Origin of the sequence: Kribbella sp. NPDC049227 (assembly GCF_043197265.1) — a bacterium.
Classification (GTDB): Bacteria; Actinomycetota; Actinomycetes; order Propionibacteriales; family Kribbellaceae; genus Kribbella.
In genome coordinates this window covers 346,565-371,189 of record NZ_JBICST010000004.1, presented here as the reverse complement: position 1 = coordinate 371,189, position 24,625 = coordinate 346,565, and the positions used below count along the sequence as shown (strand labels likewise).

The 24,625-nt window shown below is 69.0% G+C and carries 33 protein-coding genes and 1 riboswitch; of the genes, 18 read left to right on the top strand and 15 right to left on the bottom strand.

What is annotated here, in order from left to right; all coding sequences use genetic code 11:
* Window positions 1–47 precede the first annotated feature (47 nt).
* Window positions 48–632 (top strand): TetR/AcrR family transcriptional regulator, encoded by a 585-nt coding sequence (locus ACGFH6_RS19515; protein WP_393385477.1) that lies wholly within the window; start codon window positions 48–50, stop codon window positions 630–632.
* 1 nt (window position 633) lies between these two features.
* Here ACGFH6_RS19515 and ACGFH6_RS19510 read toward each other — a convergent pair whose 3' ends face one another.
* Window positions 634–1,137 (bottom strand): GNAT family N-acetyltransferase, encoded by a 504-nt coding sequence (locus tag ACGFH6_RS19510; RefSeq protein WP_393385475.1) that lies wholly within the window; start codon window positions 1,135–1,137, stop codon window positions 634–636.
* 72 nt (window positions 1,138–1,209) lie between these two features.
* Here ACGFH6_RS19510 and ACGFH6_RS19505 point away from each other — a divergent pair, with 72 nt between their 5' ends.
* Window positions 1,210–2,328 carry a calcium:proton antiporter gene (locus ACGFH6_RS19505; RefSeq protein WP_393385473.1) on the top strand — a complete coding sequence of 373 codons (1,119 nt, stop codon included), beginning with the start codon at window positions 1,210–1,212 and terminating at the stop codon, window positions 2,326–2,328.
* Here ACGFH6_RS19505 and ACGFH6_RS19500 read toward each other — a convergent pair.
* Together ACGFH6_RS19500 and ACGFH6_RS19495 are read right to left on the bottom strand one after the other, a co-directional pair.
* Window positions 2,294–3,760, bottom strand: coding sequence for an ankyrin repeat domain-containing protein (locus ACGFH6_RS19500; RefSeq protein ID WP_393385471.1), 1,467 nt, complete (start codon window positions 3,758–3,760; stop codon window positions 2,294–2,296). The genes ACGFH6_RS19505 and ACGFH6_RS19500 overlap by 35 nt on opposite strands.
* A gap of 144 nt (window positions 3,761–3,904) precedes the next feature.
* Window positions 3,905–4,261 carry a YybH family protein gene (locus ACGFH6_RS19495; protein WP_393385469.1) on the bottom strand — a complete coding sequence of 119 codons (357 nt, stop codon included), beginning with the start codon at window positions 4,259–4,261 and terminating at the stop codon, window positions 3,905–3,907.
* Between the two features lie 147 nt (window positions 4,262–4,408).
* Between ACGFH6_RS19495 and ACGFH6_RS19490 the strand changes: the two genes are divergently transcribed.
* From ACGFH6_RS19490 to ACGFH6_RS19480, 3 genes are read left to right on the top strand one after another with little or no spacing between them, the layout of a single operon-like run.
* Window positions 4,409–4,840 carry a hypothetical protein gene (locus ACGFH6_RS19490; protein WP_393385468.1) on the top strand — a complete coding sequence of 144 codons (432 nt, stop codon included), beginning with the start codon at window positions 4,409–4,411 and terminating at the stop codon, window positions 4,838–4,840.
* Window positions 4,841–4,842: 2 nt separating this feature from the next.
* The gene (locus ACGFH6_RS19485; protein ID WP_393385466.1) at window positions 4,843–5,265 is read left to right on the top strand and encodes a thiol-disulfide oxidoreductase DCC family protein; all 423 of its coding nucleotides are present in this window, start codon (window positions 4,843–4,845) and stop codon (window positions 5,263–5,265) included.
* On the top strand, window positions 5,237–5,905 hold the full coding sequence (locus ACGFH6_RS19480; RefSeq protein ID WP_393385464.1) for a TetR family transcriptional regulator: 669 nt from the start codon (window positions 5,237–5,239) through the stop codon (window positions 5,903–5,905). The genes ACGFH6_RS19485 and ACGFH6_RS19480 overlap by 29 nt, the downstream gene beginning before the upstream one ends.
* On the opposite strand, the gene ACGFH6_RS19475 is transcribed toward ACGFH6_RS19480, so the two are convergent.
* Window positions 5,906–6,412: a DinB family protein gene (locus ACGFH6_RS19475; RefSeq protein WP_393385462.1), complete on the bottom strand. Its 507-nt coding sequence runs from the start codon at window positions 6,410–6,412 to the stop codon at window positions 5,906–5,908.
* A gap of 381 nt (window positions 6,413–6,793) precedes the next feature.
* Here ACGFH6_RS19475 and ACGFH6_RS19470 point away from each other — a divergent pair, with 381 nt between their 5' ends.
* Window positions 6,794–8,239 carry a DEAD/DEAH box helicase gene (locus ACGFH6_RS19470; protein WP_393385460.1) on the top strand — a complete coding sequence of 482 codons (1,446 nt, stop codon included), beginning with the start codon at window positions 6,794–6,796 and terminating at the stop codon, window positions 8,237–8,239.
* A 66-nt stretch (window positions 8,240–8,305) separates the two neighbouring features.
* On the opposite strand, the gene ACGFH6_RS19465 is transcribed toward ACGFH6_RS19470, so the two are convergent.
* The gene (locus ACGFH6_RS19465) at window positions 8,306–8,872 is read right to left on the bottom strand and encodes a CGNR zinc finger domain-containing protein (RefSeq protein ID WP_393385458.1); all 567 of its coding nucleotides are present in this window, start codon (window positions 8,870–8,872) and stop codon (window positions 8,306–8,308) included.
* Window positions 8,873–8,941: 69 nt separating this feature from the next.
* On the opposite strand from ACGFH6_RS19465, the gene ACGFH6_RS19460 reads away from it, so the two are divergent.
* Genes ACGFH6_RS19460 through ACGFH6_RS19450 form a run of 3 tightly spaced genes read left to right on the top strand, consistent with a single transcriptional unit; the run spans window position 8,942 to window position 11,658 of the window.
* Window positions 8,942–9,844, top strand: a complete 903-nt coding sequence (locus ACGFH6_RS19460; RefSeq protein ID WP_393385456.1) for a phosphotriesterase — start codon at window positions 8,942–8,944, stop codon at window positions 9,842–9,844.
* 20 nt (window positions 9,845–9,864) lie between these two features.
* Window positions 9,865–10,233, top strand: a complete 369-nt coding sequence (locus tag ACGFH6_RS19455; protein ID WP_393385454.1) for a DUF1304 domain-containing protein — start codon at window positions 9,865–9,867, stop codon at window positions 10,231–10,233.
* Window positions 10,234–10,278: 45 nt separating this feature from the next.
* The gene (locus ACGFH6_RS19450; protein ID WP_393385452.1) at window positions 10,279–11,658 is read left to right on the top strand and encodes an MFS transporter; all 1,380 of its coding nucleotides are present in this window, start codon (window positions 10,279–10,281) and stop codon (window positions 11,656–11,658) included.
* Here ACGFH6_RS19450 and ACGFH6_RS19445 read toward each other — a convergent pair.
* Entirely contained in the window at window positions 11,648–12,289 is a 642-nt protein-coding gene (locus ACGFH6_RS19445) for a LysE family translocator (protein ID WP_393385450.1), read from the bottom strand. The genes ACGFH6_RS19450 and ACGFH6_RS19445 overlap by 11 nt on opposite strands.
* Before the next feature lie 108 nt (window positions 12,290–12,397).
* Window positions 12,398–12,463, top strand: a riboswitch (cobalamin riboswitch).
* 52 nt (window positions 12,464–12,515) lie between these two features.
* Between ACGFH6_RS19445 and ACGFH6_RS19440 the strand changes: the two genes are divergently transcribed.
* From ACGFH6_RS19440 to ACGFH6_RS19425, 4 genes are read left to right on the top strand one after another with little or no spacing between them, the layout of a single operon-like run.
* The gene (locus ACGFH6_RS19440) at window positions 12,516–12,713 is read left to right on the top strand and encodes a CbtB-domain containing protein (RefSeq protein ID WP_393385448.1); all 198 of its coding nucleotides are present in this window, start codon (window positions 12,516–12,518) and stop codon (window positions 12,711–12,713) included.
* Window positions 12,714–12,717: 4 nt separating this feature from the next.
* A complete protein-coding gene (locus ACGFH6_RS19435; RefSeq protein ID WP_393385446.1) occupies window positions 12,718–13,467 on the top strand; it encodes a CbtA family protein in 750 nt (249 codons plus the stop codon).
* Window positions 13,464–14,033 carry a histidine phosphatase family protein gene (locus tag ACGFH6_RS19430; protein ID WP_393385445.1) on the top strand — a complete coding sequence of 190 codons (570 nt, stop codon included), beginning with the start codon at window positions 13,464–13,466 and terminating at the stop codon, window positions 14,031–14,033. The genes ACGFH6_RS19435 and ACGFH6_RS19430 overlap by 4 nt, the downstream gene beginning before the upstream one ends.
* A 56-nt stretch (window positions 14,034–14,089) precedes the next feature.
* Complete coding sequence (locus ACGFH6_RS19425) at window positions 14,090–14,473, top strand: hypothetical protein (RefSeq protein ID WP_393385443.1); 384 nt, start codon at window positions 14,090–14,092, stop codon at window positions 14,471–14,473.
* A 23-nt stretch (window positions 14,474–14,496) separates the two neighbouring features.
* Here ACGFH6_RS19425 and ACGFH6_RS19420 read toward each other — a convergent pair whose 3' ends face one another.
* From ACGFH6_RS19420 to ACGFH6_RS19405, 4 genes are read right to left on the bottom strand one after another with little or no spacing between them, the layout of a single operon-like run.
* Window positions 14,497–14,874 (bottom strand): VOC family protein, encoded by a 378-nt coding sequence (locus tag ACGFH6_RS19420; RefSeq protein WP_393385441.1) that lies wholly within the window; start codon window positions 14,872–14,874, stop codon window positions 14,497–14,499.
* A gap of 40 nt (window positions 14,875–14,914) precedes the next feature.
* Window positions 14,915–15,511 (bottom strand): methyltransferase domain-containing protein, encoded by a 597-nt coding sequence (locus ACGFH6_RS19415; RefSeq protein WP_393385439.1) that lies wholly within the window; start codon window positions 15,509–15,511, stop codon window positions 14,915–14,917.
* A 37-nt stretch (window positions 15,512–15,548) separates the two neighbouring features.
* Window positions 15,549–16,400 (bottom strand): fumarylacetoacetate hydrolase family protein, encoded by an 852-nt coding sequence (locus ACGFH6_RS19410; RefSeq protein ID WP_393385438.1) that lies wholly within the window; start codon window positions 16,398–16,400, stop codon window positions 15,549–15,551.
* Window positions 16,401–16,419: 19 nt separating this feature from the next.
* Window positions 16,420–17,115 carry a GntR family transcriptional regulator gene (locus tag ACGFH6_RS19405; RefSeq protein ID WP_393385436.1) on the bottom strand — a complete coding sequence of 232 codons (696 nt, stop codon included), beginning with the start codon at window positions 17,113–17,115 and terminating at the stop codon, window positions 16,420–16,422.
* 146 nt (window positions 17,116–17,261) lie between these two features.
* On the opposite strand from ACGFH6_RS19405, the gene ACGFH6_RS19400 reads away from it, so the two are divergent.
* Both ACGFH6_RS19400 and ACGFH6_RS19395 read left to right on the top strand, forming a co-directional pair.
* Window positions 17,262–18,395 (top strand): mandelate racemase/muconate lactonizing enzyme family protein, encoded by a 1,134-nt coding sequence (locus ACGFH6_RS19400; RefSeq protein ID WP_393385434.1) that lies wholly within the window; start codon window positions 17,262–17,264, stop codon window positions 18,393–18,395.
* The gene (locus ACGFH6_RS19395; protein WP_393385432.1) at window positions 18,392–19,234 is read left to right on the top strand and encodes an amidohydrolase family protein; all 843 of its coding nucleotides are present in this window, start codon (window positions 18,392–18,394) and stop codon (window positions 19,232–19,234) included. Before ACGFH6_RS19400 ends, ACGFH6_RS19395 begins: the two co-directional genes overlap by 4 nt.
* Here ACGFH6_RS19395 and ACGFH6_RS19390 read toward each other — a convergent pair.
* Both ACGFH6_RS19390 and ACGFH6_RS19385 read right to left on the bottom strand, forming a co-directional pair.
* Window positions 19,219–20,328, bottom strand: a complete 1,110-nt coding sequence (locus ACGFH6_RS19390; protein WP_393385430.1) for a DNA polymerase IV — start codon at window positions 20,326–20,328, stop codon at window positions 19,219–19,221. The genes ACGFH6_RS19395 and ACGFH6_RS19390 overlap by 16 nt on opposite strands.
* A 12-nt stretch (window positions 20,329–20,340) precedes the next feature.
* Window positions 20,341–20,805, bottom strand: coding sequence for a GNAT family N-acetyltransferase (locus tag ACGFH6_RS19385; protein ID WP_393385428.1), 465 nt, complete (start codon window positions 20,803–20,805; stop codon window positions 20,341–20,343).
* Between the two features lie 127 nt (window positions 20,806–20,932).
* On the opposite strand from ACGFH6_RS19385, the gene ACGFH6_RS19380 reads away from it, so the two are divergent.
* Window positions 20,933–21,247 (top strand): WhiB family transcriptional regulator, encoded by a 315-nt coding sequence (locus ACGFH6_RS19380; protein WP_393385426.1) that lies wholly within the window; start codon window positions 20,933–20,935, stop codon window positions 21,245–21,247.
* A gap of 284 nt (window positions 21,248–21,531) precedes the next feature.
* Here the strand turns inward: ACGFH6_RS19380 and ACGFH6_RS19375 are convergent, their stop codons facing one another.
* On the bottom strand, window positions 21,532–22,308 hold the full coding sequence (locus tag ACGFH6_RS19375; protein WP_393385424.1) for a phytanoyl-CoA dioxygenase family protein: 777 nt from the start codon (window positions 22,306–22,308) through the stop codon (window positions 21,532–21,534).
* A 62-nt stretch (window positions 22,309–22,370) separates the two neighbouring features.
* On the opposite strand from ACGFH6_RS19375, the gene ACGFH6_RS19370 reads away from it, so the two are divergent.
* The gene (locus tag ACGFH6_RS19370; RefSeq protein ID WP_393385422.1) at window positions 22,371–23,297 is read left to right on the top strand and encodes a helix-turn-helix domain-containing protein; all 927 of its coding nucleotides are present in this window, start codon (window positions 22,371–22,373) and stop codon (window positions 23,295–23,297) included.
* Window positions 23,298–23,306: 9 nt separating this feature from the next.
* Complete coding sequence (locus ACGFH6_RS19365) at window positions 23,307–23,720, top strand: PaaI family thioesterase (RefSeq protein ID WP_360454014.1); 414 nt, start codon at window positions 23,307–23,309, stop codon at window positions 23,718–23,720.
* Between the two features lie 6 nt (window positions 23,721–23,726).
* Here ACGFH6_RS19365 and ACGFH6_RS19360 read toward each other — a convergent pair whose 3' ends face one another.
* Both ACGFH6_RS19360 and ACGFH6_RS19355 read right to left on the bottom strand, forming a co-directional pair.
* Window positions 23,727–24,068, bottom strand: a complete 342-nt coding sequence (locus tag ACGFH6_RS19360) for a zf-TFIIB domain-containing protein (protein ID WP_131511916.1) — start codon at window positions 24,066–24,068, stop codon at window positions 23,727–23,729.
* Window positions 24,069–24,143: 75 nt separating this feature from the next.
* Window positions 24,144–24,548, bottom strand: a complete 405-nt coding sequence (locus ACGFH6_RS19355; protein ID WP_393385419.1) for a nuclear transport factor 2 family protein — start codon at window positions 24,546–24,548, stop codon at window positions 24,144–24,146.
* Between the last annotated feature and the right edge of the window lie 77 nt (window positions 24,549–24,625).

The window sequence follows — 24,625 nt, the reverse complement described above, 5'->3', positions numbered from 1 at the left end:
ATTTGTACAAGACATTCGTATGAGACGTGCGTGCTAGGGTGGCGGGCATGGGTAACCGGGAGGCGCTGATCGAGGGCGCGAAGACCTGCCTGCTGGAGAAGGGCTACAGCCGGACCACCGCGCGCGACATCGCGACCGCGGCCGGCGTCAGCCTGGCAGCGATCGGGTACCACTTCGGCTCGAAGGAAGCGCTGCTCAACGAGGCGATGCGCGAGGCGCTGATCGGGGAATGGGCCGCCGAGGTGGGCGGTGCGATGGCGGCGCGGGAGGCCGGTGGCGGTTCCCGGGAGCGGTTCGTCGCGACCTGGCGCCAGGTCGTCGAGAGCCTGTCGAACCCCCGGTTGCGGGCCTTGTGGGCGACGCAGTTCGAGGTGCTCAGCCTCGGCGCGAGCCACCCCGAGTTGGTGGCCGAGCTGTCCAGGATGCAGGGCGAGGCGCGCGAAGGTCTGGCGCAGATGTTCGGGACGGTCGACGCTGACAGCGACCCTGAGACGGCTCAGGCCGTCGGATCGTTCCTGCAGGCGCTGATGCTGGGCGTGGTCGCGCTGCACCTGTTCGACGCGGACAGCGCCCCCACCGGTCAGGAGCTCGCGCGGTCGATCCGGCTCGTCGCGGATCGACTCGAAGGCTGAGTTACAGCGGGCGGTGCATCACGTGCAGGCCGACGTACCCGTGCTTGGGGTGGTCGAACGCCTCAGGCACCGTCCCGATGATGGTGAAGCCGAGCGCCTGCCACAGGTGTACGGCGGACTCGTTGGTCTCCACCACCGCGTTGAACTGGATCGACCGGAACCCTTCCCGGGCGGCCCAGTCGATCATGTCATGACCGAGCAGGCGGCCGACGCCCTTGCCCCGGGCCGCCGCGTCGACCATGAAGCTCGCGCTGGCGACGTGCGATCCCGGACCCGGGCGGTTCGGGTACATGTTGGCGGTGCCCAGAACGGTGCCGTCGGCATCGACCGCGACCGTGGTGCGGCTGCGCGCTGCACTCGACGGTGACATCCAGAGCGGCCGGGCCTGCTCCTCGGTCAGCTCCGGGTCGTAGGCGTACGTCTCCCGCGCGGTGACGATCTCGTGGAAGAACGGCCAGATGGCCGGCCAGTCGGCGTCGGTCGCGGTCCTGATCTGCACTGTCATGGTGCGAGAAGCATCACCCGTCAGGCGGCGGATGCCAACCGGATATCGCCGTACGCCATAAACTTCTCGGGGATGACAAACACCGTGGTCCAAGGGTTGCCGCGCTGGAGTCTGGCCGTGCCCCCGCTCGCTCTCGTCGTCCTGGTCCTGTCCTGGGGTCGTGACCTGGGTGCCATCCTGCTGATCCTGGTCTGCGCCGGTCTGGGCGCGGCAGTGATCGCGGCCGTCCACCACGCCGAAGTGGTCGCGCACCGCGTCGGTGAACCGTTCGGCACGCTGATCCTCGCGCTCGCGGTGACCGTCATCGAGGTCGCACTGATCGTGACGCTGATGGCGTCCGGCGGCGACAAGGCCGCGTCGCTGGCGCGGGACACGGTGTTCGCCGCGGTGATGATCACCTGCAACGGCATCCTCGGGCTGTCACTCGTCGTCGGCTCGCTGCGGCATCACGTGCAGGACTTCCGCGTCCGTGCGTCGACCGGTGTGCTCGCGGTGATGACCGCGCTGGTGACGCTGAGCCTGGTGCTGCCGACGTTCACGACCAGCGCGCCGGGGCCGCAGTTCAGCACGGCTCAGCTCGCGTTCGCAGGTGTGGCGTCACTCGTGATGTACGGCGTTTTCGTCTTCGTCCAGACGATCCGGCACCGGGACTACTTCCTTCCCGTCGCCGACGCGGAGACCGAGGGCGAGGGCGAGGACGTGGAGAGCGAGGAGGTGCACGCGGCCGCGCCGAGCGGGAAGGTCGCACTGCTCAGCCTTGGCCTGCTGTTCGTCTGCCTGATCTCGGTCGTCGGCCTCGCCAAGACGGTCTCGCCGAGACTTGAGTCCGCGGTGGAGTCGGCCGGTGCACCCGTGGCCGTGGTCGGTGTCATCATCGCGCTGTTGGTGTTGCTGCCGGAGACGGTTGCCGCAGTACGCGCCGCACTGCGGAACCGCCTCCAGACCAGCGTGAACCTGGCTCTCGGCTCGGCGCTGGCCAGCATCGGCCTGACCATTCCGGCGATCGCGGTCGCCTCCATCTGGCTGGACGGCCCGCTGGTGCTCGGCCTCGGTGGCATGGAGATGGTGCTGTTCGCGCTGACCGTGGTGACCAGCATTCTCACCCTCGCCACCGGCCGGGCGACCCTGCTTCAGGGCGCCGTCCACCTGATGGTGTTCAGCGCGTTCCTGTTCCTTGCCGTAAGCCCTTGAGGTAGTCGATCACTGCCTGCTTTCGGTCGTCCTCGGCCCAGCTGTGTTCGGCCCAGCCGAGCGCGGGCCCGCCGTACGAGGGATCACGCAGTTCGGGGTCGGCGCCCAGCTCGACGAGCTTCTTGACGGTGTCGAGGTGGCCGTTGATCGCGGCTTGGTGGATCGGTGCGGACCCCGCCATCACGTTGAGGTCGAAGCCGAGGTTCTTCAACGGCTCCAGAGCTTCGGTCCGGCCGATCTCGGCGGCCCGGAGGGGAAGGTACGGATTGCGCGCGATGGCTCGCGAGATCAGTTCGGGGCTGACGGCCGGGGTCTCACCCCGCATGACGGCGGCGAAGACTTCGTGGACGTCGTCCAGTGGCGCCGCACCGTGAGCACGCAGCAGCTCCGCGATCTCAGTGTGCCCCTGGACGGCGGCGAACTCGTAGGCGCGATGCCCACCGAAGCCCGGATGCTCGGTACCACGTCCCTCCGGATCGATGCCTTGAGCAAGCACCAGCTCGGCCCGGTGCAGCAGGCCTGTCGACGCCGCGAAGACCAGCTCGTCCTCCAGGAGCTGCCGCGGTGTCGGGTGCGCGGTCGTCATCCGCTCATGCCACGGACCGCCGTCGCCCTTGCCCAGTCCGTACTCGAGCAGGAGCTCCAGGTGGACGTCGTCGTACGGCGGAGGGCAACCGGGACCGCAGTTGTACATGGTCTGGCTGTCGTTCGGATCGGCTCCGGCGTCCAGCAGCAACCGGGCGAGCTCCACCCGGTTGCGATGCGGTGGCTGATCGCCTTCACCACGACCGAACGCCCCGGTCAGGGCAGTGAACGGTGACGGCATGCCCTGCCACAGGTAGCCCGCGTTCGGGTCGGCGCCATGCTCGAGGAACAACCGCGCGATCTCCACCTGATGCGGTACGTCGAGCCGCCCGTAGGTGATGTAGAGCAACGGTTGCCAGCGGTACGGACCGCCTTCCTCCCTCGCCTGCCAGGGATCCGCCGCAAGAACCGCGCGTACGGCGTCCAGCTCGCCGGCCACCGCCATCGTGTAGATGTTGCTCCGGGCAACCTCTGGGAACTGTTCGAGCAACTGCTCCGCGGACCGCTGCCGGGCCGGATCGTCCTGCCCGTAGTGCAGCGTCGCGAGCCGCAGGAACTCCTCGGCGCGTTGCTCCGGGGTGTCGAGCGGACCACCGATCGACTGGCGGTGCGGGGAGCGGCTGTACTGGTCGACCAGCTCCAGATGCCGGACGATCCGCGGCCAGCTGGGGAACCCGTAGCTGCGGGCGATCACCAGTTGCGCGTCGGCCAGCGACTGCACGGGATGGAACTGGTCGGCCAGGGCGACGGCCTCGTCGTCCCCGGCGCGGACCTGCTTGAGCAGCGTCTTGGCCTGCTTGCGCAGGTGGTCCAGGTGCGGGTCGTTCGGGAGATTCCGGGTCGGCATCGCGACCTCCTCTCTACGAGCCTGCTGTCCGCGTCGTCAGGCGAGAAAGGAGGTGAACAACAACCACACATCTCAGTGATCAGGTGGGCTGAGCCCTTCCCGCGGACCGGTGGCACCCTGAGTGCCTACCGGCACGGTAACCCATCACGGCCTCTCCATCCACCACTCGGTGAACTCGTGGGCGCGGTCGCGGGCGAGGCGGATCACCCACAGGTTGCTGAACTCGCTCGGCGGCTGGGTCTGGTACGTCGTCCAGCCGCGGACGAACCCGACACCGTCGCCGAACCCGAGGACCTCGTACTCGAACCTCGTCTCACCCGGTGCGTCCGCCACCTCGAGCCAAGCCGCGACGATCGCCTCCCGGCCCACCACCGGCTCGTCGTCCGGGCGGCGGTACCACAGCGCGTCCTCGGTCCAGAGCGCCGCGATGTGGCCCGGGTCGTTCGACTCCCAGGCCTTCCGGTACTTGGCGACCCAGCGGTCGAGATCCTTCTCCCGCACGGTCAGACGATCCTCGGCATGCGGCCATCCTGCCCCAGCGCGAGACCCAGCTCACGTCATCGCCTACTTGAACATGTTCAAAAGTCGGTCGTACGCTCGGCACGTGACCAAATTTGAACGTGTTCAGTTTGTGAGGACGTGGTGAGCATGACCGTGACGACGTACCTGATCTATCTGCTGGTCTCGGTGCCGTTGACGATCTGGGTGGCCCGGACGCTGAGCCACAACGGCCGGATCTTCCTGATCGACGTGTTCCACGGCAACGAGGACTTCGCCGACGCTGTGAACCGGCTGCTGGTGGCCGGGTTCTACCTGGTCAACCTGGGGTTCGTGACGCTGTTCCTGCGCGCCGACAAGGTGGTCGTCGACGCTCGCGGCGTGTTCGAGCAGCTGAGCGTGAAGCTCGGCATCGTGATGCTCGTCCTCGGTGTGCTGCACCTGATGAACGTCTGGATCTTCAACATGATCCGCCGCCGCAGTCAGCTCGAGCGCATGACCAACCCGCCGGTTCCGCCGAACGACGTGCTCCCGGCCCACGCGGTGACCGCGGCCGACGCACCGGTGCACTACGGCTACTGACCATGCGCGAGCTCACTGTCCTGTACGACGCCCAGTGCGGTCTGTGCCGCCGGTTCAAGGAATGGCTGGCGGCCCAGCGGCCGGCGTCCAACGGCAGGGGCGGGGTGGTGCGCCTGCGGTTCGTCGCGGCGGGGTCGGCGAACGCGCGGGCGCTCTACCCCGCGCTGGACCACGCGGCCACGCTGCGCGAGGTGACGGTGGTCGCCGACGACGGGTCCGTGTACGTCGGCGACCGCGCCTGGATCGTGTGCCTGTGGTCCACGTGGGAGCATCGGCACACCGCCGTACGGCTGGCCAGTCCGGCGATGCGGCCGGTGGCGCGGGCGATCGTCCAGGCGGCCGCCGGGCTGCGGAGCTGGGCGAGTGTGCGCGATGGAGGTGACTACGCTGACGGATGTGACGGAAAGTGCGACCACCAAGGGTGAGCAGACCCGGGAGCTGATCCTGTCCACCGCGCTGCGGCTGTTCCGCGAGCAGGGGTACGGCAAGACGACGATGCGGGCGATCGCCGCCGAGGCGGGCGTCTCGGTCGGCAACGCTTACTACTACTACGGCTCCAAAGAGCACCTGATGCAGGCGTACTACGACCACCTGCAGGTGCAGCACGTGGAGGCCGTCGAGTCGGTCCTGGCGACGGAGAAGGCCTTCGTCCCGCGGCTGACCGGCGTACTGCGGGCCTGGCTGGAGGTGTCCGCGCCGTACCACGAGTTCGCCGGCACGTTCTTCAAGACAGCGGCGGAACCGAAGAGCCCGCTGTCGCCGTTCAGCGACCAGTCGCGGCCCGCACGGGAGGCGAGTGTCGAGCTGTTCCGCCGGGTCGTGGACGGCTCGGACCTCAAACTGCCGGCCGACCTGAAGGCGGAGCTGCCCGAGCTGCTCTGGCTGATGCAGATGGGGATCGTGCTGTTCTGGGTGCACGACGACAGCAAGGATCTTCGTCGTACCAAGGCACTGATCGACCGGTCCGTCCCGCTGGTCGACCGGCTGCTCCGGCTGACCCGCATCCCGGGCGTCCGGGGCGTGACCAACGATCTGGTCGGTCTGATCCGGTCGATCAAGCCCTGACTACTCTCCGGTCAGTCCGTCGATGCGTTCGCGGAGGAGGTCGGCGTGGCCGTTGTGGCGGGCGTACTCCTCGATCATGTGGATGTAGAGGTAGCGGACGGAGTACTCACCCTCGTGGCCCGGGCGCAGGAACGTGTCGTCCAGGGTGTGGCCCGCGGCGATCTCGCCGGATGCCTTCACGATCTCCCGGAACTCCGCGAGATCGTGCTCGGCCCGGACCGGGTCGACCAGGTCGAAGTCGCCGTCCGGATGTTCCGCGGTCCAGTACTTCGCCGGCGCCGGGAGCTGGGCGAGGGCCCGGTGGAACCAGTACTTCTCGACCTCGCTCAGGTGCCGGATCAGCCCGATCAGCGAAAGGCTGGACGGATCCACACTGCGCTGGACCAGTTGCTCCCCGGTCAGTCCGGACACCTTCCACAGCAGCGTGCCACGGTGGAAATCCAGGAATCCCTGCAGAAGCTCACGTTCGCCGCCGGCGGTCGGTGGATCCACCCGGTTCTCAGTCATCACTGTGCACAAGCTAGCCGTGTGACGAGCGTCCTGTGAACAAACCGGCGCGGCGCGGACCCTGCGTGACGTAGACTGTCTGTGACGGCCCGCCCAGTTCTGCCTCGGGCCGGAGCGCCTGTGACAGAGCGCTAGCAGTCGACCACCACGCGCCGCGGCCGATGAACGGCCGCGCCGGGCAGGACGACCCCCGACTTTCTGGAGTACTACATGGCGGCCCGCCGCCCGACATCAACGCAATCTGCCCAAACACCCTCCACCTCCCGTCCCCGCCGGCGTCGCCGTTCCGACGGCGCCCCGCGGCCGAAGGTTGCTCAGAGCAACAAGGCCGTCACGCGGGAGGCCTACGAACAGGTCGCGGAAGTAGTTGTCCCGGACAACTTGACGTTCGCGGACCTCGGCGTACCGGCGTCCCTGGTGGCCGCGCTCGCGGCGACCGGGGTGACCAAGCCCTTCCCGATCCAGGCGGCGACGCTGCCGGATGCCCTGGCCGGCAAGGACGTCCTCGGCCGCGGCCGGACCGGATCCGGCAAGACCTACGCCTTCGTGCTGCCCGTGCTGGCCCGGTTGGCCGCCGGCCGGACGAAGCGGCGCCCGAATCATCCGCGCGCACTCATCCTGGCGCCGACGCGCGAACTGGCCACCCAGATCCAGGCGTCCATCACGCCACTGACCGACGCGCTCGACCTGCGCACGATGACCATCTTCGGTGGCGTCGGCCATGGTCCGCAGATCACCGGACTGCGCAAGGGTGCCGACATCGTCGTCGCCTGCCCGGGACGGCTCGAGGACCATCTCCAGGCCGGGCACGTGAAGCTCGACGCGGTCGAGATCACTGTGCTCGACGAGGCCGACCACATGGCGGACCTCGGCTTCCTGCCCGCGGTACGGCGGATCCTCGAGGCGACCCCGGCAGGAGCGCAGCGGCTGCTGTTCTCGGCCACGCTGGACGCGGGCGTCGATGTCCTCGTGCAGCGGTTCATGACCGACCCGGTCACGCACAGCGTGGACTCGGCGCAGTCGCCCGTCTCGAAGATGACCCACCACGTGCTGCACGTCCAGCCCGACACCCGGCTCCCCGTGCTCGTCGACTTGACGGCGGCACCGGGACGGTCGCTGGTCTTCACCAGGACGAAGTACGGCGCGAAGTCGCTGACCAAGAAGTTGATCGCGCAGGGCGTGCCGGCGGTCGAACTGCACGGCAACCTGTCCCAGGGCGCCCGCACCCGGAACCTCGAAGCCTTCTCGGAGGGTACGGCGAAAACCCTGGTCGCCACCGACATCGCGGCCCGTGGAATCCATGTCGACGACGTTGCGCTGGTGATCCACGCGGATCCGCCGATCGAGCACAAGGCGTACCTGCACCGCTCCGGCCGGACTGCCCGCGCCGGCGCCGAGGGCACGGTCGTCACGCTGATGACCGACGCCCAGGTGCGCGACGTACGCGACCTGACTCGCAAGGCCGGTATCGCGCCGACCATCACCAAGCTCACCACCGGCGACCCGCTGCTCTCCGAGCTGGCTCCGGGCGAGCGCACCTTCGTAGCTCCGCAGCTCGCAGCCGCCGCTCCAGTCCGTTCGTCGAACGGCCGAGGTTCGGCGGAGTCCGGCTCCGCCGGCCGTGGTGCGGGCGGTCGTGGTGCCGGGGGTCGTGGTGATCGCCGGCGTGGTGGCCGAGGCGCTCAGGCGCCCGGCGCAGGCCGTCCGGGCGGCGCAGCCTCCTCAGGGTTCGCCAAGCGCTCGGCTCCCGCGGCCGGCTCGACCTCGCGGTCGGGCGGAGCGGCCGCGTTCTCCGCCGGCACCCGCGCCTCGCGCAGGAGCCGCTGACTCGGACTCCTCGACCTCCGGGGAACCGCCGAAGTTGCTGCAGGCAACCGTCGGTCGGGCTGACTCTCAGTCAGCCTGGCCGGCGGTTTGTGCGTGTTTGCGGGCCCGGTGGGCTCGGACCCGGCCTCTGGTGGCGCAGGCGGGGTTGGGGCACCAGCGGCGGCGCCCGGTGGGGTCGGTGAACACGCCGCGGCAGTCGTGTTCGGGACAGGCAGAAAGGAAAGCGCGCTCGGGGCCGGTCAGGTGATCGACGGCCTGACGGGCGATGCGGGACAGCGCGTCCGCCGTCGTCCGTGGACGGGAGCGTTCGAGCCGATCAGTCACCGCCAGCACCGGCGAGTCGGACTCGAGAAACGTCGCGAGCGCCTCCACCGCCGCCGCATCAGGCGGTGCGCCGTCCACCGTCGCGAGCGCGATCGGTCGCAGGATCTCCCGTAGCTCCCAGCCCCGCTGGAGGTCCGCCGACGTCACCTTCCGCACCGGCCGCAGTTCGACCAGGTCGAGCCATTCCGTGAACCGCTCGACCGTCGGCACCCGCTCCACCGGATTCTCCCCGAAGTGCGTCCCGCGCGTGGCGAGCAGGTTCAGCCACGTCGCGCCGAGATCCAGCCTGAACTCCATCCGATCAACCACCTGGACATCGTAACGCCTCGGCCGTTACGTTAGTAACGGTTCAACCGTTACATTGAGAAGGGAGTCCCAGTGATCCGCACCGTCACCGGTGACATCCGGCCGGACCAACTCGGCGTCACCGACTCGCACGACCACCTGTTCTTCAGTACGCCGTTCCTCGCCGGGCAGGAGCTGGACGACGTGGACGCGGCCCTCGCCGAGACGCGGGCCTTCGCCGCGGCAGGCGGACAAGCGATCGTGCAGTGGACTCCGCATGGGCTGGGACGCCGAGCCGAGGCGTTGCCCGGAGTCTCAACCACCACAGGCGTTTCGCTGATCGCCGCCACGGGACTGCACCGCGCCGAGCTCTACCCGGACGGCTTCGTCGACCAGGTTCGCCCGAGGCTGGCCGAGATCTTCCACACCGAGCTGACCGTTGGCATCGGCAACAGTCCGGTTCGCGCCGGTCTGATCAAGGTGGCCGGTGGTTTCCATGTGCTCGATTCCCATGCCCGCTGGGTGATGCGGGCCGCCGCCGAGGCGCATCACGCGACCGGCGCCCCGATCGCGATCCATCACGAACTCGGGACCGCCGCGGACGCCGTACTCGATCTGCTGGTCGACGAACTCGCGGTACCGCCTGCCAGTGTGCTCCTCGGGCACCTGAACCGCTTCCCTGATCATCGTGGGCATCTCGAGTTGGCCGAGCGGGGTGCGTGGCTGGCGTTCGACGGGCCGTCGCGGGCGAATCACGCGACCGACCCGTGGCTGATCGACTGCCTGGCCGCGCTCGCCGACGCGGGGTACGCCGACCGGCTGCTGCTCGGCGGCGACACGACGACCGCTCGTGCGCGCGGCGCGACCGGTGAGGGCCCCGGCATGCCGTATCTGCTGACCCATCTCCGGCCGCGGATCGCGCGCCGGCTGGGTGCCGAGGTGGCGGACGCGGTCTTCACCGCCAACCCTGCTCGCGCCTTCGAGTGGAGCAGCTGAGAACCCGGTACGTTTCCGGCATGAGCGTTGTCGCGCAGGTTTTCGTGGCACTGGCCGGGGTCTTCCATGTCGCGGTGTTCGCCTTGGAGAGCCTGCTGTTCCGCAAGCCGAGCACGTATCACCGGTTCCTGATCAAGGACGAGACGGAGGCGGCGACTGCTCGGCCGTGGGCCTTCAACCAAGGCTTCTACAACCTGTTCCTGGCCATCGGCGCGATCGGCGGCCTGATCTGGGGCGGGGACAAGGGCCATGCCATCGCGCTCTTCAGCTGTGCGTGCATGGCCGGTGCCGGAATCGTCCTGATCGCCTCAGACCGCCGGATGGCGCGAGCCGCGGCCACCCAGGCGGTTCCGCCGATCCTTGCCCTGGTGTTCGCAGCGGTTCTCTGATTCAGGGTTGACTTCAAGTGCCCTTGATGTCTGAGGGTGCTTGGCATGACCATTACTGCCGAGCCCACGGTCGACCAGGGCACCCCGACCCCGTCCGGCGGCGTTCTCGCGCCGCAGTACCGCGCGCTGACGGTCGGGATGGTCGCGTTGATCACCCTGGTCGCGTTCGAGTCGCTCGCCGTCACGACCGCGATGCCGACCGTCGCACAGGCGCTCGACGGACTCAGCCTGTACGCACTCGCGTTCGGCGGACCGCTCGCCTCCGGCGTGATCGCGATGGTCGTCTCGGGCACCTGGAGTGACCTCAAGGGCCCGACCCGCCCGCTCTGGCACGGCACCGCCTGGTTCCTGGCCGGTCTGATCATCGCCGGCCTGGCTCCGACCATGGAGGTCCTGGTCGTGGGCCGGATCATCCAGGGCTTCGGCTCAGGTCTGCTCACCGTCGCGCTGTACGTCGTCGTCGGGCAGCTGTACCCGGCCCGGTTGCGGCCGCGCATCTTCGCCGCCTTCGCGACCGGTTGGGTCGTCCCCTCGCTGGTCGGTCCCGCGATCGCGGGCCTGATCGTCGAGAACGCCAGCTGGCGCATCGTCTTCCTCGCCGTGCCGGCCCTCGCGATCCCGGCGGCGCTGGTGATGCGGCCGGGGCTCAGAGGCAGCACGCACGAACCCCTCCCGGGACGGCTGTGGGACAAGCGAGCGCTGTGGGCGGTCGCAGCCGCGGTCGGGGTTGGTCTGCTCCACTACGGCGGCCAGCAGCACGGCGTACTCCAGCTCGCGTTGCTCGCGGCCGGGCTCGGCGGCGTCGTCGCCTTCGCGCCGAAGCTGTTGCCGCGTGGAACCTTCACCTTCGGACGCGGCCTGCCGTCGGTGGTCGCGCTGCGCGGGCTGGTCGCCGCGTCCGGCTTCGGTGCCGAGGTGTTCCTGCCGCTGATGCTCACCCGTGAGCGCGGCCTGTCCCCGGCCGTCGCCGGTCTGGTGCTGACCGTCAGCGCACTCAGCTGGACCGCGGCCTCGTGGTACCGCGGCCGCCCGAACCAGCCGTTCTCGCACTCGGTCTTCCTGCAGGCCGGCATGGTCGCGATCCTGCTCGGCATCGTCACCGCCACGCTGACCCTGAACGACAACGTGCCGGTCGTCGTCGGCATCCTCGGCTGGAGCCTCACCGGACTCGGCATGGGCACAGTCTTCCCGACGCTGTCCGTACTCGTGCTGGACTACTCCGAATGCGAGGAGCAGGGCGCCAACAGCTCGGCCGCGCAGCTGAGCGACTCGTTGGCCACAGCAACGATCCTGGCGATCGGCGGGTCGCTCTTCGCGGCACTCGAACCGCATTCCGCGCTGACGGCGTACCTCGTTGCCTTCGGTCTGCCCGCCGTGCTCGCGCTGCTCGGTGTCCAGGCGGGACGGCGTACCGCTACTCCTTAGAGCCGGTCACGGCGATGCTGGCGCCGAGGCCGATGATCATCAGACCACCGGTGCCGCCGACCAGTTCGAGCCGGCGCGGCGAGCGGGCGAACCACTCGCGCGCCGTGCCGGCCACCACGGCCCAGACGCTGTCCGAGCAGAGCGCGATCAGGATGAACACCAGGCCGAGGACGAGGATCTGGAGCCAGGCCGGGCTGGCCGCGCCCTTGTCGACGAACTGCGGCAACGCGGCGGCGAAGAAGACCGCGGTCTTGGCGTTGGTGACTCCGACCAGGAAACCCTGGCGCATGGCCCGCCGGCTGTTGCCCGGCTTGACCCCGCTGGTCATCGCCTCGACCAGCGACTTGCGGGTGCGGAAGGCGTGCACCCCCAGATAGATCAGGTACGCCGCGCCCGCGAGCTTCACCACGGTCAGGGCGATCGCACTGGCCGCGATCAGTGTGCCGAGTCCGAGGGCGACCGCGACCAGCATCACGGCGGCCCCGACGGTGTTGCCGACCATGGTCAGCACCGCTTCCCGGCGGCCGACCGCGAGGGCCCGGCCGACGATGAACAGCACGCTCGGACCGGGGACGACGATGATGATGAAGGCGGTGATCGCGAAGGCGACCAGGTGGTGAGCGGACGGCATCTGCCCAGGGTAGGTCCGGGGGTGGGGAACGTCACCCGGCCGTCCCACGCGTTGACCCCTGTCGATCCCCACCGCTACGGTTCGGGGGACAACCTGCGGTGCCATGAGGGAAGCCGGTGAGAGTCCGGCACGGCCGCGCCACTGTGAGCGAGCTCAGCTCGTGAGTCAGGACGCTCGGGCACCAGCAGCCTTTCGAAGGGGACGCGCACTTCCCCAGGAGGTTCAGATGGCAGCTCCTGCCCGCTCGGTCGCCGTACCGGCCTATTCACCCCGGCTCCTCGCCGCCGCCGTGCTCAGCATCGGCGTACTGCTCCTGCTCGGCTACCTCGTCATGTTCGACCAGGGCGCGGTGTCGCACTCGGGCATGTACCTGCACGAGTTGATGCACGACGGTCGCCACCTGCTCGGCGTGCCCTGCCATTAACCCCATGCGCACCTTCGGATCGCTCCTGGTGCGCGGACTGATCATCGGACTCTTCGCCGGCCTGCTGGCCGGAACGTTCGCGTACGTGACGGGCGAACCGCACGTCGACGCCGCGATCGCGATCGAAGAGGCCGGTGCCGCGCATACCCACGACCACGGCGGCGGTGCCGAAGCCGCCGCCGAAGAGGAACCGCTCGTCAGCCGCGATGGCCAGAAGGCCGGGCTCTTCCTCGCGACCACCCTGTACGGCGTCGCCCTCGGCGGGATCTTCGCCGTCGCCTTCACGCTGCTGCGGCGCAAGCTGCGGACCGAACGTGACCCGTACGCCGCTCTCGGCCTGGCCGCTGCCGGCTTCGTCGGGATCGTGCTGGTCCCGTTCCTCAAATACCCACCGAATCCACCCGCGGTCGGCGATCCGGACACGATCACCCGCCGTACTGTGACCTATCTGCTGACGCTCGTGATCGGACTGCTCGCGATCTGGGCCGGTGTGGCGGCGTCGCGGTGGGCCGCTCGGTACGGCGACGTCGCCCGGCTGGCCGGCGGCGTGGCCGCCTTCCTCGTCACGATCGTGATCGCGTACCAGATCCTGCCGTCGATCAACGAGGTTCCGGGGTCGTTCCCCGCTACGCTGCTGTGGCAGTTCCGGTTCGCCTCACTCGGTACGCAGGCGACGCTGTGGCTCCTGCTCGGATTCGGGTATGCCGCCGCGGTGGACCACCGGCTGTCCCGACAGAAGGTGGTAGCCGCTTGACGGCGTTGACGCTGGTCGCACATGCCCTGACACCCGCACTGCGTGGACTCGTGCTCGGCGGCGACGCCGAGCCGGATCCGGCCGGTCTCGCCGCGGCTCGCGAGCTGAAGGTCGAGGGCACGCGTGAGCTGTCGGCCGACGCGGTCTTCGCCGGCCCTGAGGTGGCCGCCGTACGGACCGCGGAGGCACTCGGCCTGACGCCGGTCGTCGAGCCGGCGCTGCGCGACCGCGAGTACGGCGACTGGTCCGGACGCGGACTCGAGGAGTTGCTCGGGGCCGATCCGGAGCGTGTCACGGCATGGCTGGAGCGTCCGCACACGGCCACGCCGGGCGGCGAGTCGGAGAACGACGTACTCACCCGGGTCGCCGACTGGCTCGGTGATCTCGGTGAGCAGTACGGCGAACGGCGTACCGTCGTGGCCGTCGTCCACCCGGCCGTGGTGCGGGCGGCCGTCCTCTACGTCCTGGACGCCCCGGCCGAGTCCCTACGCCACGTCGACGTCCGGCCCCTGGCCCGCGTTCGTCTCTCCCTGCACGAGGGTTCTTGGTCGCTGGCCTTCGGGTGAACGGCGAATCGCGGTCTGGCGTCGCCAGAGTGTCCGCCAAGGTGTAAGACCGGGATATGACGCTCACCGAAGCCCGCGACTTCCTCCGCTCGGAACTGCTCGCGGTCGCGGCGATCGTCGTCCCGGGCCAGATACCGACAGTCACGCAAGACGTCGGCCCGATCAGCCAGGAAGCCTTGTCGGACGACCGTGGCCCGGAATCGGTCTGCACGATCACCGTCGAAACCGGCGACCCGACCTCGCCCGACCCCGAGGCCCAGATCGGCTTCGCCGCCGAAACCCTCGACGGCCGCGGCTGGAAGGTCGAGGTCGCCCCGGTCGAAGCCGACCACCACCAGCTCACCGCGAACCGCGACGGCTACGACCTCACCGTGGACGCCAGCACCACAGACTGGCGCCTGACCTTCACCGGCCAAACCCCCGTCACCGACGACCTGTGAGCCAACTGGGCACGGCCTGACGGTCAGCTGGTGGCGGCTCGTTCGGCGGCGCTTCGGAGTACGCAGAACTCGTTGCCTTCAGGGTCGTGCATGACGACCCAGCCGGTGCCGTCGGGTTCGCGGTGGTCGCCGGCGATGGTGGCGCCGATGGTGAGCAGCCACTCGACCTCCGCGTCGCGCGGGCCGTCAGGTTCGAGGCAGAGATGGACGCGGTTCTTGACCACCTTCTCGTCGTCGTTCTGGCCGAAGAGCAGCGTCATCGAGTCCGTGACGACCGCGGCGTACGGGTCGTCCGGCGCGTCGTCGTCGGGGCGCGGCACTCTCAGCACCTGCAGCCAGAAGCCGGCCAACTCGTAGGGATCGTGGGCGTCGAAGGTCACCGTGCGGACGTGCGAAGTCATACGCCGAGCGTCGCGTACGCCGGGTGCCAACGCCACCGGATTACCTACGGAACATCAGGCACTCGTCGGGGATGGCGGAGTCGAGGTACGGCGTGAAGCCGGCCGAGACCGCGATCGCGGTGAGTCCCTCAGGCAGCCATCGATGGACGTAGATGTTCATCGGGTGGCCGCCGTACCCGGAGGTCTTGTGCGTCGACTCCTCACCGACGTGGAAGCCGACCAGCAGGACCCCGCCGGGCCGCAGGACGCGGTAGAACTCGGCAAAGGCCTGCGGGACCACGTCGCGCGGCAGGTGGATGACAGACCACCACGACACCACTCCGCCGAGCTCGCCGTCGGGCAGGTCCAGCGCGGTCATCGAACCGACCCGGTAGTCCAGACCGGGATGGTCCCGCCGGGCGACCTCGATCATCCCGGGGGACAGGTCGATCCCGATCACCGGCAGACCACGGTCGGCGAGCAGGCCGACGACCCGGCCCGGTCCGCACCCGACGTCCAGCACCGGCCCGCCGTCGGCGAGCTTCCCGAACAGGTCGAGAGTCGGAGCCTCGAACGGCGGGCCTTCCTGCACGAGCTCGGCGTAGGAGACGGCGACAGTGTCGTACGACGTCCGGATGTCGGCGAGATGATCGGTCACCCGGCCGACCCTAGGGCCGGCCGGGGACAGTTTCGGATCAGGCCTTTCCGAGGGTCTGCTTCTGCCGGCCGAGGCCCTGGATCTCCAGCTCCATCGTGTCGCCGGGCGCCAGGTACGGGAACCGACCGGACAGCGCGACACCCTCCGGGGTGCCGGTGTTGACGATGTCGCCCGGGTCGAGCGTCATGTACTGCGACAGGTCGCGGATCAGGGCCGCGACGCTGAAGATCATGTCCCGGGTGTTGGAGGCCTGCCGCGGCTCACCGTTGACCCAGGACTTCAGGTCGAGGTTCTGCGGGTCGCCGATCTCGTCGGCCGGGACCAACGCCGGGCCGAGCGGGTTGAACGTCTCGCAGCACTTGCCCTTGGACCACTGGCCGCCGGACTGCTCGAGCTGGAAGGCCCGCTCGGACACATCGTTGGACACCGCGTACCCGGCGATGCACGCCAGCGCTTCCGCGTCGGAGTCGACGTACCGCGCCTGCTTGCCGATGACGACGGCGAGCTCGACCTCCCAGTCGGTCTTGGTCGAACCGCGCGGGACGAGGACGTCGTCGTACGGGCCGACGACCGTGTTCGGGGTCTTGAAGAAGACGATCGGCTGCTTCGGCGGCTCGGCGCCGGACTCGGCCGCGTGGGCGGCGTAGTTCTGGCCGATGCAGACCACCGCGCCAGGCCGGGCGATCGGGGCGCCGATCCGCAGCCCCTCGACGTCGACAGCCGGCAGGTCGCCTGCCTGGAGTGCGGTGCGGGCCCGGGCGATGCCGTCGCCGGCGAGGAAAGCGCCGTCGATCTCGGCGGTAACGGAGCTCAGGTCGTGAACGGTGCCGTCGGCGGCGCGCACGTACGGGCGCTCCTCACCGACCGCGCCGAGGCGCAGCAGTTCCACAAAGATCTCCCTGGGTGAGTCATTCCTGGTCGAAGATCGGCCGCAACCGGGCCCGGGAGGCCTCGATATGCGCCCGCATCGCCGCGGCCGCCTCCTCCGGGTCGCCCTTGCGGACGGCGGTCACGACAGTCTTGTGCTCCCGCAACGCCTTTGTCGCGATGCCGCCACCGTAGTACAGCCGGAACAGGTGCAGGTGGCAGTGTGTCCGCGCAAAGGACAGCCGGGCCGTCTCGTTGCCGGACAACTCCAGCACCAGGTCGTGGAAGCGCTGGTCGTGCGCCGCCATCGCCCGGTAGCTCTCGTACGCCGGGCGGTCCGGTACGTCGGTGTAGCTCAGCATCTCGGCCTTGAGGCGGGCCAGGTCCTCGGCGCCGGCCCGCTCGGCCGCTCGGCCGGCCGCCCACGGCTCGATGTGCAGCCGGTACTCGAACAGGTCGTCGAACTCGTCCCGGGTCAGCCGTGACGACACCCGGTAACCGCGCAGCGGCTCCTTGATGACGAGTCCGTCGGACTCCAGCCGCGCCAGCGACTCCCGGATCGGGGTCTGGGAGATGCCCAGTTCGCGGGTCAGCGCGTCGATGTTCAGCCGGGTGCCCGGCTGCACCACGCTGTCCATGATCAGGCCCTTGACCGTCTCGTAGACGTCGTCGCTCAACACCTGTCGCTGGGGCAGGCGCGAGAGCTGCCCCGCCAGACCCACATGCGCATCCGTCACCGTCGCTCCTCCCGAAGCCCAAGCCTCGATCCGTGGATCGAGGCCAATTCTGCCCGACCCGCATCGTTACCTGGACGAGTCTTGACGCGTCCAGTGTGAGGCGGCAGCATCAGGTTGGCAATATCCTATAGGATCTGGAGCCGCCCATGACCACGCTGTCCCGCCGGATCGCACCAGTCGGGCTTCCGGCCGGTACGACGGTAACCCGGGCCGAGGCGTTCCTGGTGGACCTGGAGGTCGAGACGGTCCGGACCGACGCCGTGCAGTCCTTCCTGAAGCAGGAGACGGTCTTCGTCGAGCTGGAGACCTCGGACGGAGCGGTGGGACTCGGATACTCCTACACGATCGGCACGGGCGGCACCGCCGTACTGGCGCTGCTGCGAGATCACCTGCTGCCGCGACTGGTGGGTGCCGACGCGCGGAATGTCGAGGGGTTGTGGTCGGATCTGTTCTGGTCCACGCACGCCACGACGGTCGGAGCGATCACCTCGCTGGCCCTGGCCTCGGTGGACACCGCGTTGTGGGATCTGCGGTGCCTGCGCGCCGGTGAGCCGTTGTGGCGGCTCGCAGGCGGGTTCCGGCAGCAGGTCCCGCTGTACGACACCGAGGGCGGTTGGTTGCATCTGACAACCGATGAGCTCGTCGCGGGCGCGCTGGTGTCGCAGCGGGCGGGCTGGCCGGGGGTCAAGCTCAAGGTCGGCAAGCCCCGGGTCCACGAGGACCTCGAACGGCTCCGGGCGGTCCGGGACGCGGTCGGTCCCGCGCTGGACATCATGGTCGACGCGAACCAGTCGATGACGTACGCCGAAGCCAAGCGGCGGGCCGCCGCGTTCGAGGCCGTGGATCTGTCGTGGTTCGAGGAGCCGCTGCCGGCCGACGACCTGACCGGCCACGTCCGGCTCGCCGAGTCGACGTCGATCCCGATCGCGGTCGGCGAGTCGCTGTACTCGATCTCGCAGTTCCGCGAGTACGTCGCCGCCGGTGGCGCCGGGATCGTCCAGGCCGACGTGGCCCGGATCGGCGGGATCACGCCGTGGCTGAAGGTCGCGCACCTCGCCGAGGCGTTCAACCTCGAGATCTGCCCACACTTCCTGATGGAACTGCACGTGAGTCTGACGGCCGCCGTACCGAACGGACGGTACGTCGAGCACATCCCGCAGTTGCGGGCGATCACACGGTCCGAGATGGTTGTGGTGGACGGACACGCGGTCGCGCCGGACGCGCCCGGGTTGGGTATCGAGTGGGACCGGGACGCGATCGACGATCGGAGAGTGGCATGAGCAGAGTCGATGCCCATCACCACGTCTGGGATCTGACCGTCCGTGAGCAGAGCTGGATGGCCGGCCCGGAGCTGGACCCGATCCGGCGCAACTTCGCCGTCGAGGACCTGGCTCCATTGGCCGCGGCCGCGGAGGTCACCGCGACAGTGCTGGTGCAGACCGTCGGGCTGGTGGAGGAGACGGCCGAATTCCTGGAGGTTGCTGCGAGCAACGAGCTGGTCGCGGGAGTCGTCGGCTGGGTGGATCTCACCGCCGACGACGTGGCGACGGCGTTGTCCGGGCTGTTGGCCCGGCCGGATGGCCTGTATTTGAAGGGAATCCGCCACCAGGTCCACGACGAGCCCGACGTCGACTGGCTTCTCCGGCCCGAGGTCCGGCGCGGCCTCGCCGCAGTCGCCGACGCCGGTCTGGTCTACGACCTCCTGACCAAGACTCCACACCTCCCGGCCGCCATCTCGACCGCTCGCGCGTGCCCCCAGCTGACCTTCGTCGTCGACCACATCTCCAAGCCCGTGATCGGTGAGTCCCTGGAGCCGTGGGCAAGTCAGCTGCGTGAGCTGGCAGCGCTGCCGAACGTCACCTGCAAGCTCTCGGGGATGGTCACCGAGGCCTCCTGGACCGACTGGAAGCCGGCCGACCTCCAGCCGTACGCCGATGTCGTACTAGATGCCTTCGGCCCCGACCGGGTGATGTTCGGCTCCGACTGGCCCGTCTGCCTGCTGGCCGCGACGTACGCCCAGGTGGTCGAGACAGCGGAGACTCTGACAGCCGGGCTGAGTCCCGCGGAGCGCGAAGCGGTCTTCAGCGCCACGGCTACCCGCACCTACAAGCTGTCCTGAGGTGGGGCGAACTCGACGCGGACGCCGAGGAGGCGGATAGGGCGGCGGAGTTCGAACTTCTCCAGCAGGGTGAGGGCGGTGGCGGCGATGACCTCGGGGTCCTGGGTGATCTCCGGGAGCTTGCGGCTCTTGATCGGGGTGTAGAAGCTGACGAAGCGGACCTTGACCCAGATCCGCTGGATGCTGCGGCCCTCGGCGACCACGTCCCGTGTCACCTCGACCGCGATCCGGCGCAACTGCTCCTCCACCTCGGCGCGTTCGACCAGATCCTCCGCGAACGTCTCCTCGCGACTGCGCGACACCGGTTCGCGCGGTACGTCGGTCACCTGGGTGTCCCCGAGTCCGCGACCCAGGGCGGCGTACCAGGCGCCCATGTTCGGGCCGAACCGCTTCCGCAGTACGTCGACGTCCGCGGCGGCCAGGTCGGCGACGGTGAAGATACCGAGCTCGTTGAGGTTGCGTTCCATCCGGCTGCCGATGCCCCACAGTTCACGCACGGCCCGGTGGTCCATCACCTCACGCCAGTTCGCGCCGGTCAGCCGGAAGACGCCGTCGACCTCACGGTGCCGCACCGCGCCATCCGCCGTACTGGCGTCCTCGAACGGCGTCGCGTGCGACCGCGGCTGCTTCGCGAACGTGGTCGCCAGCTTGGCGCGGGTCTTGTTGTCGCCGATGCCGACCGAGCAGGTCAGCGTGGTCCGTTCCGCGACCGCCGCGCGGAGGTCGGCCGCGAGCTGCTCCGGGTCGTCGGTCTCCGCGCCGACGAAGCACTCGTCCCAACCCCACACCTCGACCACGACCGGGAACGACCGCAGCGTGTCCATCACCTCGGTCGACGCCGCCTCGTAAGCGGCCGGATCTGACGGCAGGAACACAGCCTGCGGGCACTTCTTGTACGCCGCCCGCACCGGCATCCCCGAATGCACGCCGTACTCACGCGCCTCGTACGACGCGGTGGCGACGACCTGCCGCGGTTGGGTCGGATCCCCGGACCCGCCGACGACCACCGGCAGACCGCGCAGCTCGGGTCGCCGCCGGATCTCCACAGCGGCGATGAACTGATCCATGTCCACATGCAGGACCCACCAGGTCATCGCGGCCCCACGTCAGAGTTCCTTGCGCATCTGCTGCGAGGTGACGGTGTAACCGAGCGAGTTGTAGAGGCTGATCGCCGTGGTGTTGTTGCCGAACACGTTCAGGTCCAGCTGGGTGTACCCGAGCTGCCGGCACTCCTCCTCGCCGGCCAGCATGATCGCCCGTCCGTAGCCCTTGCCGCGGTGGCGGGGGTCCACCTCGATGCCGTAGATGAACGGGATCCGCGGCTTGGTGCTGATCCACAGGCTGCCGATCGCCTGGTCACCGTCACAGGCCATCCAGATCAGGTTGTTCTCGCTGGCGCGACCGTCGGGGAGGAGCTTGTCCGTCTCGCGATGCGCGAACTCGAGCGCCTCCGCGGCGTTCAGGCCACGGGCCGGTCCGATGCCGGCGGCGAACGACTCGGCGTTGCGGTCCTTCCACTGCTGGAACTCGGTCTCGGTCATCTGGCGGAGGGTCACCGGAGGCGTGGTCACGTGCTGACGATAGCCCTGGGGTTTGCGGTCGGGTACCAGGACCAGTGCCCGCGGTTGTGGATCCAGCCGCGGCGGACCGATCAATGCCGAGGTGTCACACCATGACTGCGCAGCCGAGGAGCCCGTCATGAGACGGCGCAAACCGCCCGCCGGGGCGGTGGCCAAGGCCCCGGAGGGCCTGCCGTCGCCGCTGCTCGAGAACTGGGCCTGGCAGGACCAAGCCGCCTGCGCCGAGGTCGACCCGGAGCTGTTCTTCGCCGCGGAGTCCGAACGCGGCCTGCGCAAACACGCGCGCGAGGTGGTCGCCAAGGCGCTCTGCCGGACCTGCCCAGTACGGCGTGAGTGCCGCGAACACGCCCTGATCGTCGGCGAAGCGTACGGCGTCTGGGGCGGCACGACCGAAGAGGAGCGCGAGCCGGCCCTCCACGGCCGCCGCCACTAGCCTCGGCCGCGACCAGTCCATCGGCGGATCCGTCGCGGTACAGAACCGTCTCTCGTGCGACTGTCCGTAACTACGCTTTCAGGCGTGAACATGCACCGGCTCGGGGAACCTGTCCAGCCCTACGATCAGAACTAAATCCGTTGGCCAGGTCCTTGACTGTAGCTCCGGGATCACCAGAAGGTCGGGTGTCCGCAGTGCGGATTGCGGACCGTCGTCGTCTTGGTCAGGGAGTTCGTCATGACAGGTGTGAAACCGGCCAAGGCGCGATGAGCGGATCTTGCGCTTCAGCCCGCCTGGGTGTTGCGGACCTCCCGGACGTTCTCGGTCCGGCCGTGGTCCATGCCGAGCTCGCGCTCCCGCGCGATCATCGCGGCAGGCCGGAAGTTGAGGATGTACGCACGGCGCTGAGTGCCGGTGGTGTTGCCGCGCGAGTAGTGCAGAGTGCGCCCGCCGTGCGCAACCGCGGACCCTGGTGGGAGCGGCACCGGCGTCGCGCCCGGCTGGTCCTCCGAGCAGTCGCACTCGATCGCGCCGCCGGCGCCCGAGGACCGGTGCGGCCGAACCGGTCCGCGGTGAGAGCCCTGGACGTACCACATGCAGCCGTTGTCGACGGTTGCGTCGTCGAGCGACACCCAGATCGACGCGGCACGCTCGTCGGGAAGGTCGACCCAGTAGCCGGCGTCCTGGTGCCAGGACGTCGGCGTCGCCGTGTGCGGTGCCTTGGCGATCAGCATGTCGAAGTCCAGTACGGCGTCCGCGCCGATCAACTCGCGGGCTATGGCCAGCGCGCGATCGTGCAGCGGCAGCGACGTGAGCTCCGGGTACAGGTCGGAGGGCCACATGATCTGCGTGATGTTCTCGGTGGGACCGGTCGATCGGGCCCCCGCACCGAGGTCGGATCGCTTGTCGCCGGCAACGATCTCGCCGGACAGGAACCGGTCGTAGATCGCCCGGTAGAGGGCCACGTCGGCGGCGCTGAGCAACCCGTCCAGGACGACGTACCCGTCGCGGTCGAAGAGCTGCGCGATGTCAGATCCAGCTGAGACTGTCGAGTCGGTCATGGACACCATCCTCCGGGCGTACGCCGGCGATCGCGTTCGGAAATCGCCACCGGTGAATCGCCATGGCTGACAGGCCGTCGGACGTCCCCGACGTCGAGTCGACCAGTGAACGCGAGATCGTGGACCTGCGCGGCCTCGGTCCGTTCGTCAGTCTCGGCCGCTACCACTACCTGGTCGCGCACGAACCGCTGCCGGAGCAGCGACACGACACGTTGCTGGTCCTGGCGCTGCCACTGCGGAACGGCATCAACTTCGTGATCGACGGCTCTATCGTCAGCGCTGGTCCCGGCCAGGTGCTGCGGATCCGTCCGGGTGCCGGCTACCGGACGGGGACCGGTACTCAACCGCGTGGCGACCTGCTGTGGCTCATCCTGCGCAGCCGTGGTGAGGCCGGGCAGCCGCTGTCGCGGATGATCGACGAGCTGTGCCGGGCCGATCGTGATGTGTGGCCGGCTTCGCCGCTGAGTATCGACCTGTTGTCTCGGGTGCTTTCCTCGTCGAGTGCTGAGGACTGGCTGACCGGGGTCTGGCGCGAGTCCCTGTGCACAGCCGCGGTGATCGAACTGGTCCGCGGCCTGTCGGAGCGCGATGGCGACACCGCTGAGCATCCGGGTCTGCGGCGGGCGCTGCGGTGGTTCGAGGACCACTTCGAGGAGCCGGTGACAGCCGCTCAGCTCGTCGAGGTGTCCGGGATGTCCGGGACCCGCTTCAACGAACTCTTCATCGAGTCTTTCGGCACCAGTCCCAAGGACTACGTCCTGCGCGCCAAGGTCGCACAGTCCGAACGGTTGCTGGCCGGGAGCGCCGACAGCATCACGGAGATCGCGCACCGGCTCGGTTTCTCGTCGAGCCAGTACTTCGCCTCGGTGTTCCGGCGGTATCTCGGGGTTTCGCCCAGTCAGTACCGCCGCCGCGAAGAACTGCTGCGGGCGGCAGCGAAGTTCACTGGCATGAGATTTGGTGGCGGTGGGTCGCCACCGGCTGGTTAGCCTGTCGGCATGGAGCTGACGTTCGAACTGGCCGAGAAGGTGCTCGCCGCGCAACCGTTCAGTGTGCTGCTCGGCGCGCGGCTGACCGCCTTCGGCGACGGTGCCGCGACTCTCGAGCTGGACATCCGGGACGAACTTCGGCAGCAGAACGGCTTCCTGCACGGCGGAGTCCTCGGTTACGCGGCCGACAACGCGATCACCTTCGCCGGCGGTACGGCGCTGGGCCCGGAGGTGCTGACCGGTGGGTTCACGATCAGCTACCTCCGTCCGGCCCAAGGCGCCGTACTGCGAGCCGAGGCGACGGTCGCGCACGCCGGCAGCCGGCAGGCCACCTGTACCTGCCGGCTGTCGACCGTCGACGAGTCGGGCGACGTCACCCTGTGCGCGATCGCCCAAGGCACCGTCATCGCCCTCCGCCGCTGACCGCTATCAGTCGAAGAGTTCTTCCAGGAAGGACTTCTTCTTCTTGCGCGGGTACTGCTGGTTCCCGTAGCGCGGGTCGTACTTGCGATCCTTGTCGTACCGCCGGTCGTCGTCGTACCGCCGGTCGTTGTCGTAGCGTCGATCGTTGTCGTAGCGGCGGTCGTCGTACCGCTTCTCCTCGTGGCGCGGCTGCGGGCTGTTGTACTCGAGCTCGGCATCCACCAGCCGCTCCAGTTCACCCCGGTCGAGGAAGATCCCGCGACACTCGCCGCACTGGTCGACGGTGACGCCGCTGCGTTCGTAGGTGCGCATCGCGCCTCGGCACTTGGGACAGGTCAGGCTCTCCATCCAGCAACCCTAAGTGACGAAATCGCCGGAACGCCGGGCTTTCAGGGAACTCTCAGGGTCTTCGGAGCACAACTCTCAGGAGATTCGATCAGTCCCCGATACAACCCGCTCCACAAGGTGTTCCCGCCCGGCGGGCGGGTCGTACGGCTCGGGCCAGAAATCCGTGATCCGGGTGATCAGCCCGTCGTCGAGCTCGAGGTACACGAGCCCAACCATCTCCTCGTCACCCACGGTGAAGTTCATCGATCCCGCCGCGCTGGTCCCGTCCACGATCAGTCGCGTCACGGTGGCGGTCCAGTCGCCCGGATACTCGCGGTTGAACCGCAGGTACTTCGCCCGCCCCACGATCCGTTCCCGAGTCTGCGGCAGCTCGTAGACCACGTCCGCGCTCAGCAGTTCCCCGAACGCGTCCCACTCCCGCCCCGCCATCGTCGCGAAGTACTGCGAAACAACACCGCGAGTCCGCTGCGTCTCGTCCATGCCCAGACGCTATTCGGCCCCGCCGACACTCCTCCGGTGGTGCGTGCGCCGCGTGCCCTTCCTTCGACTTGAGCGTA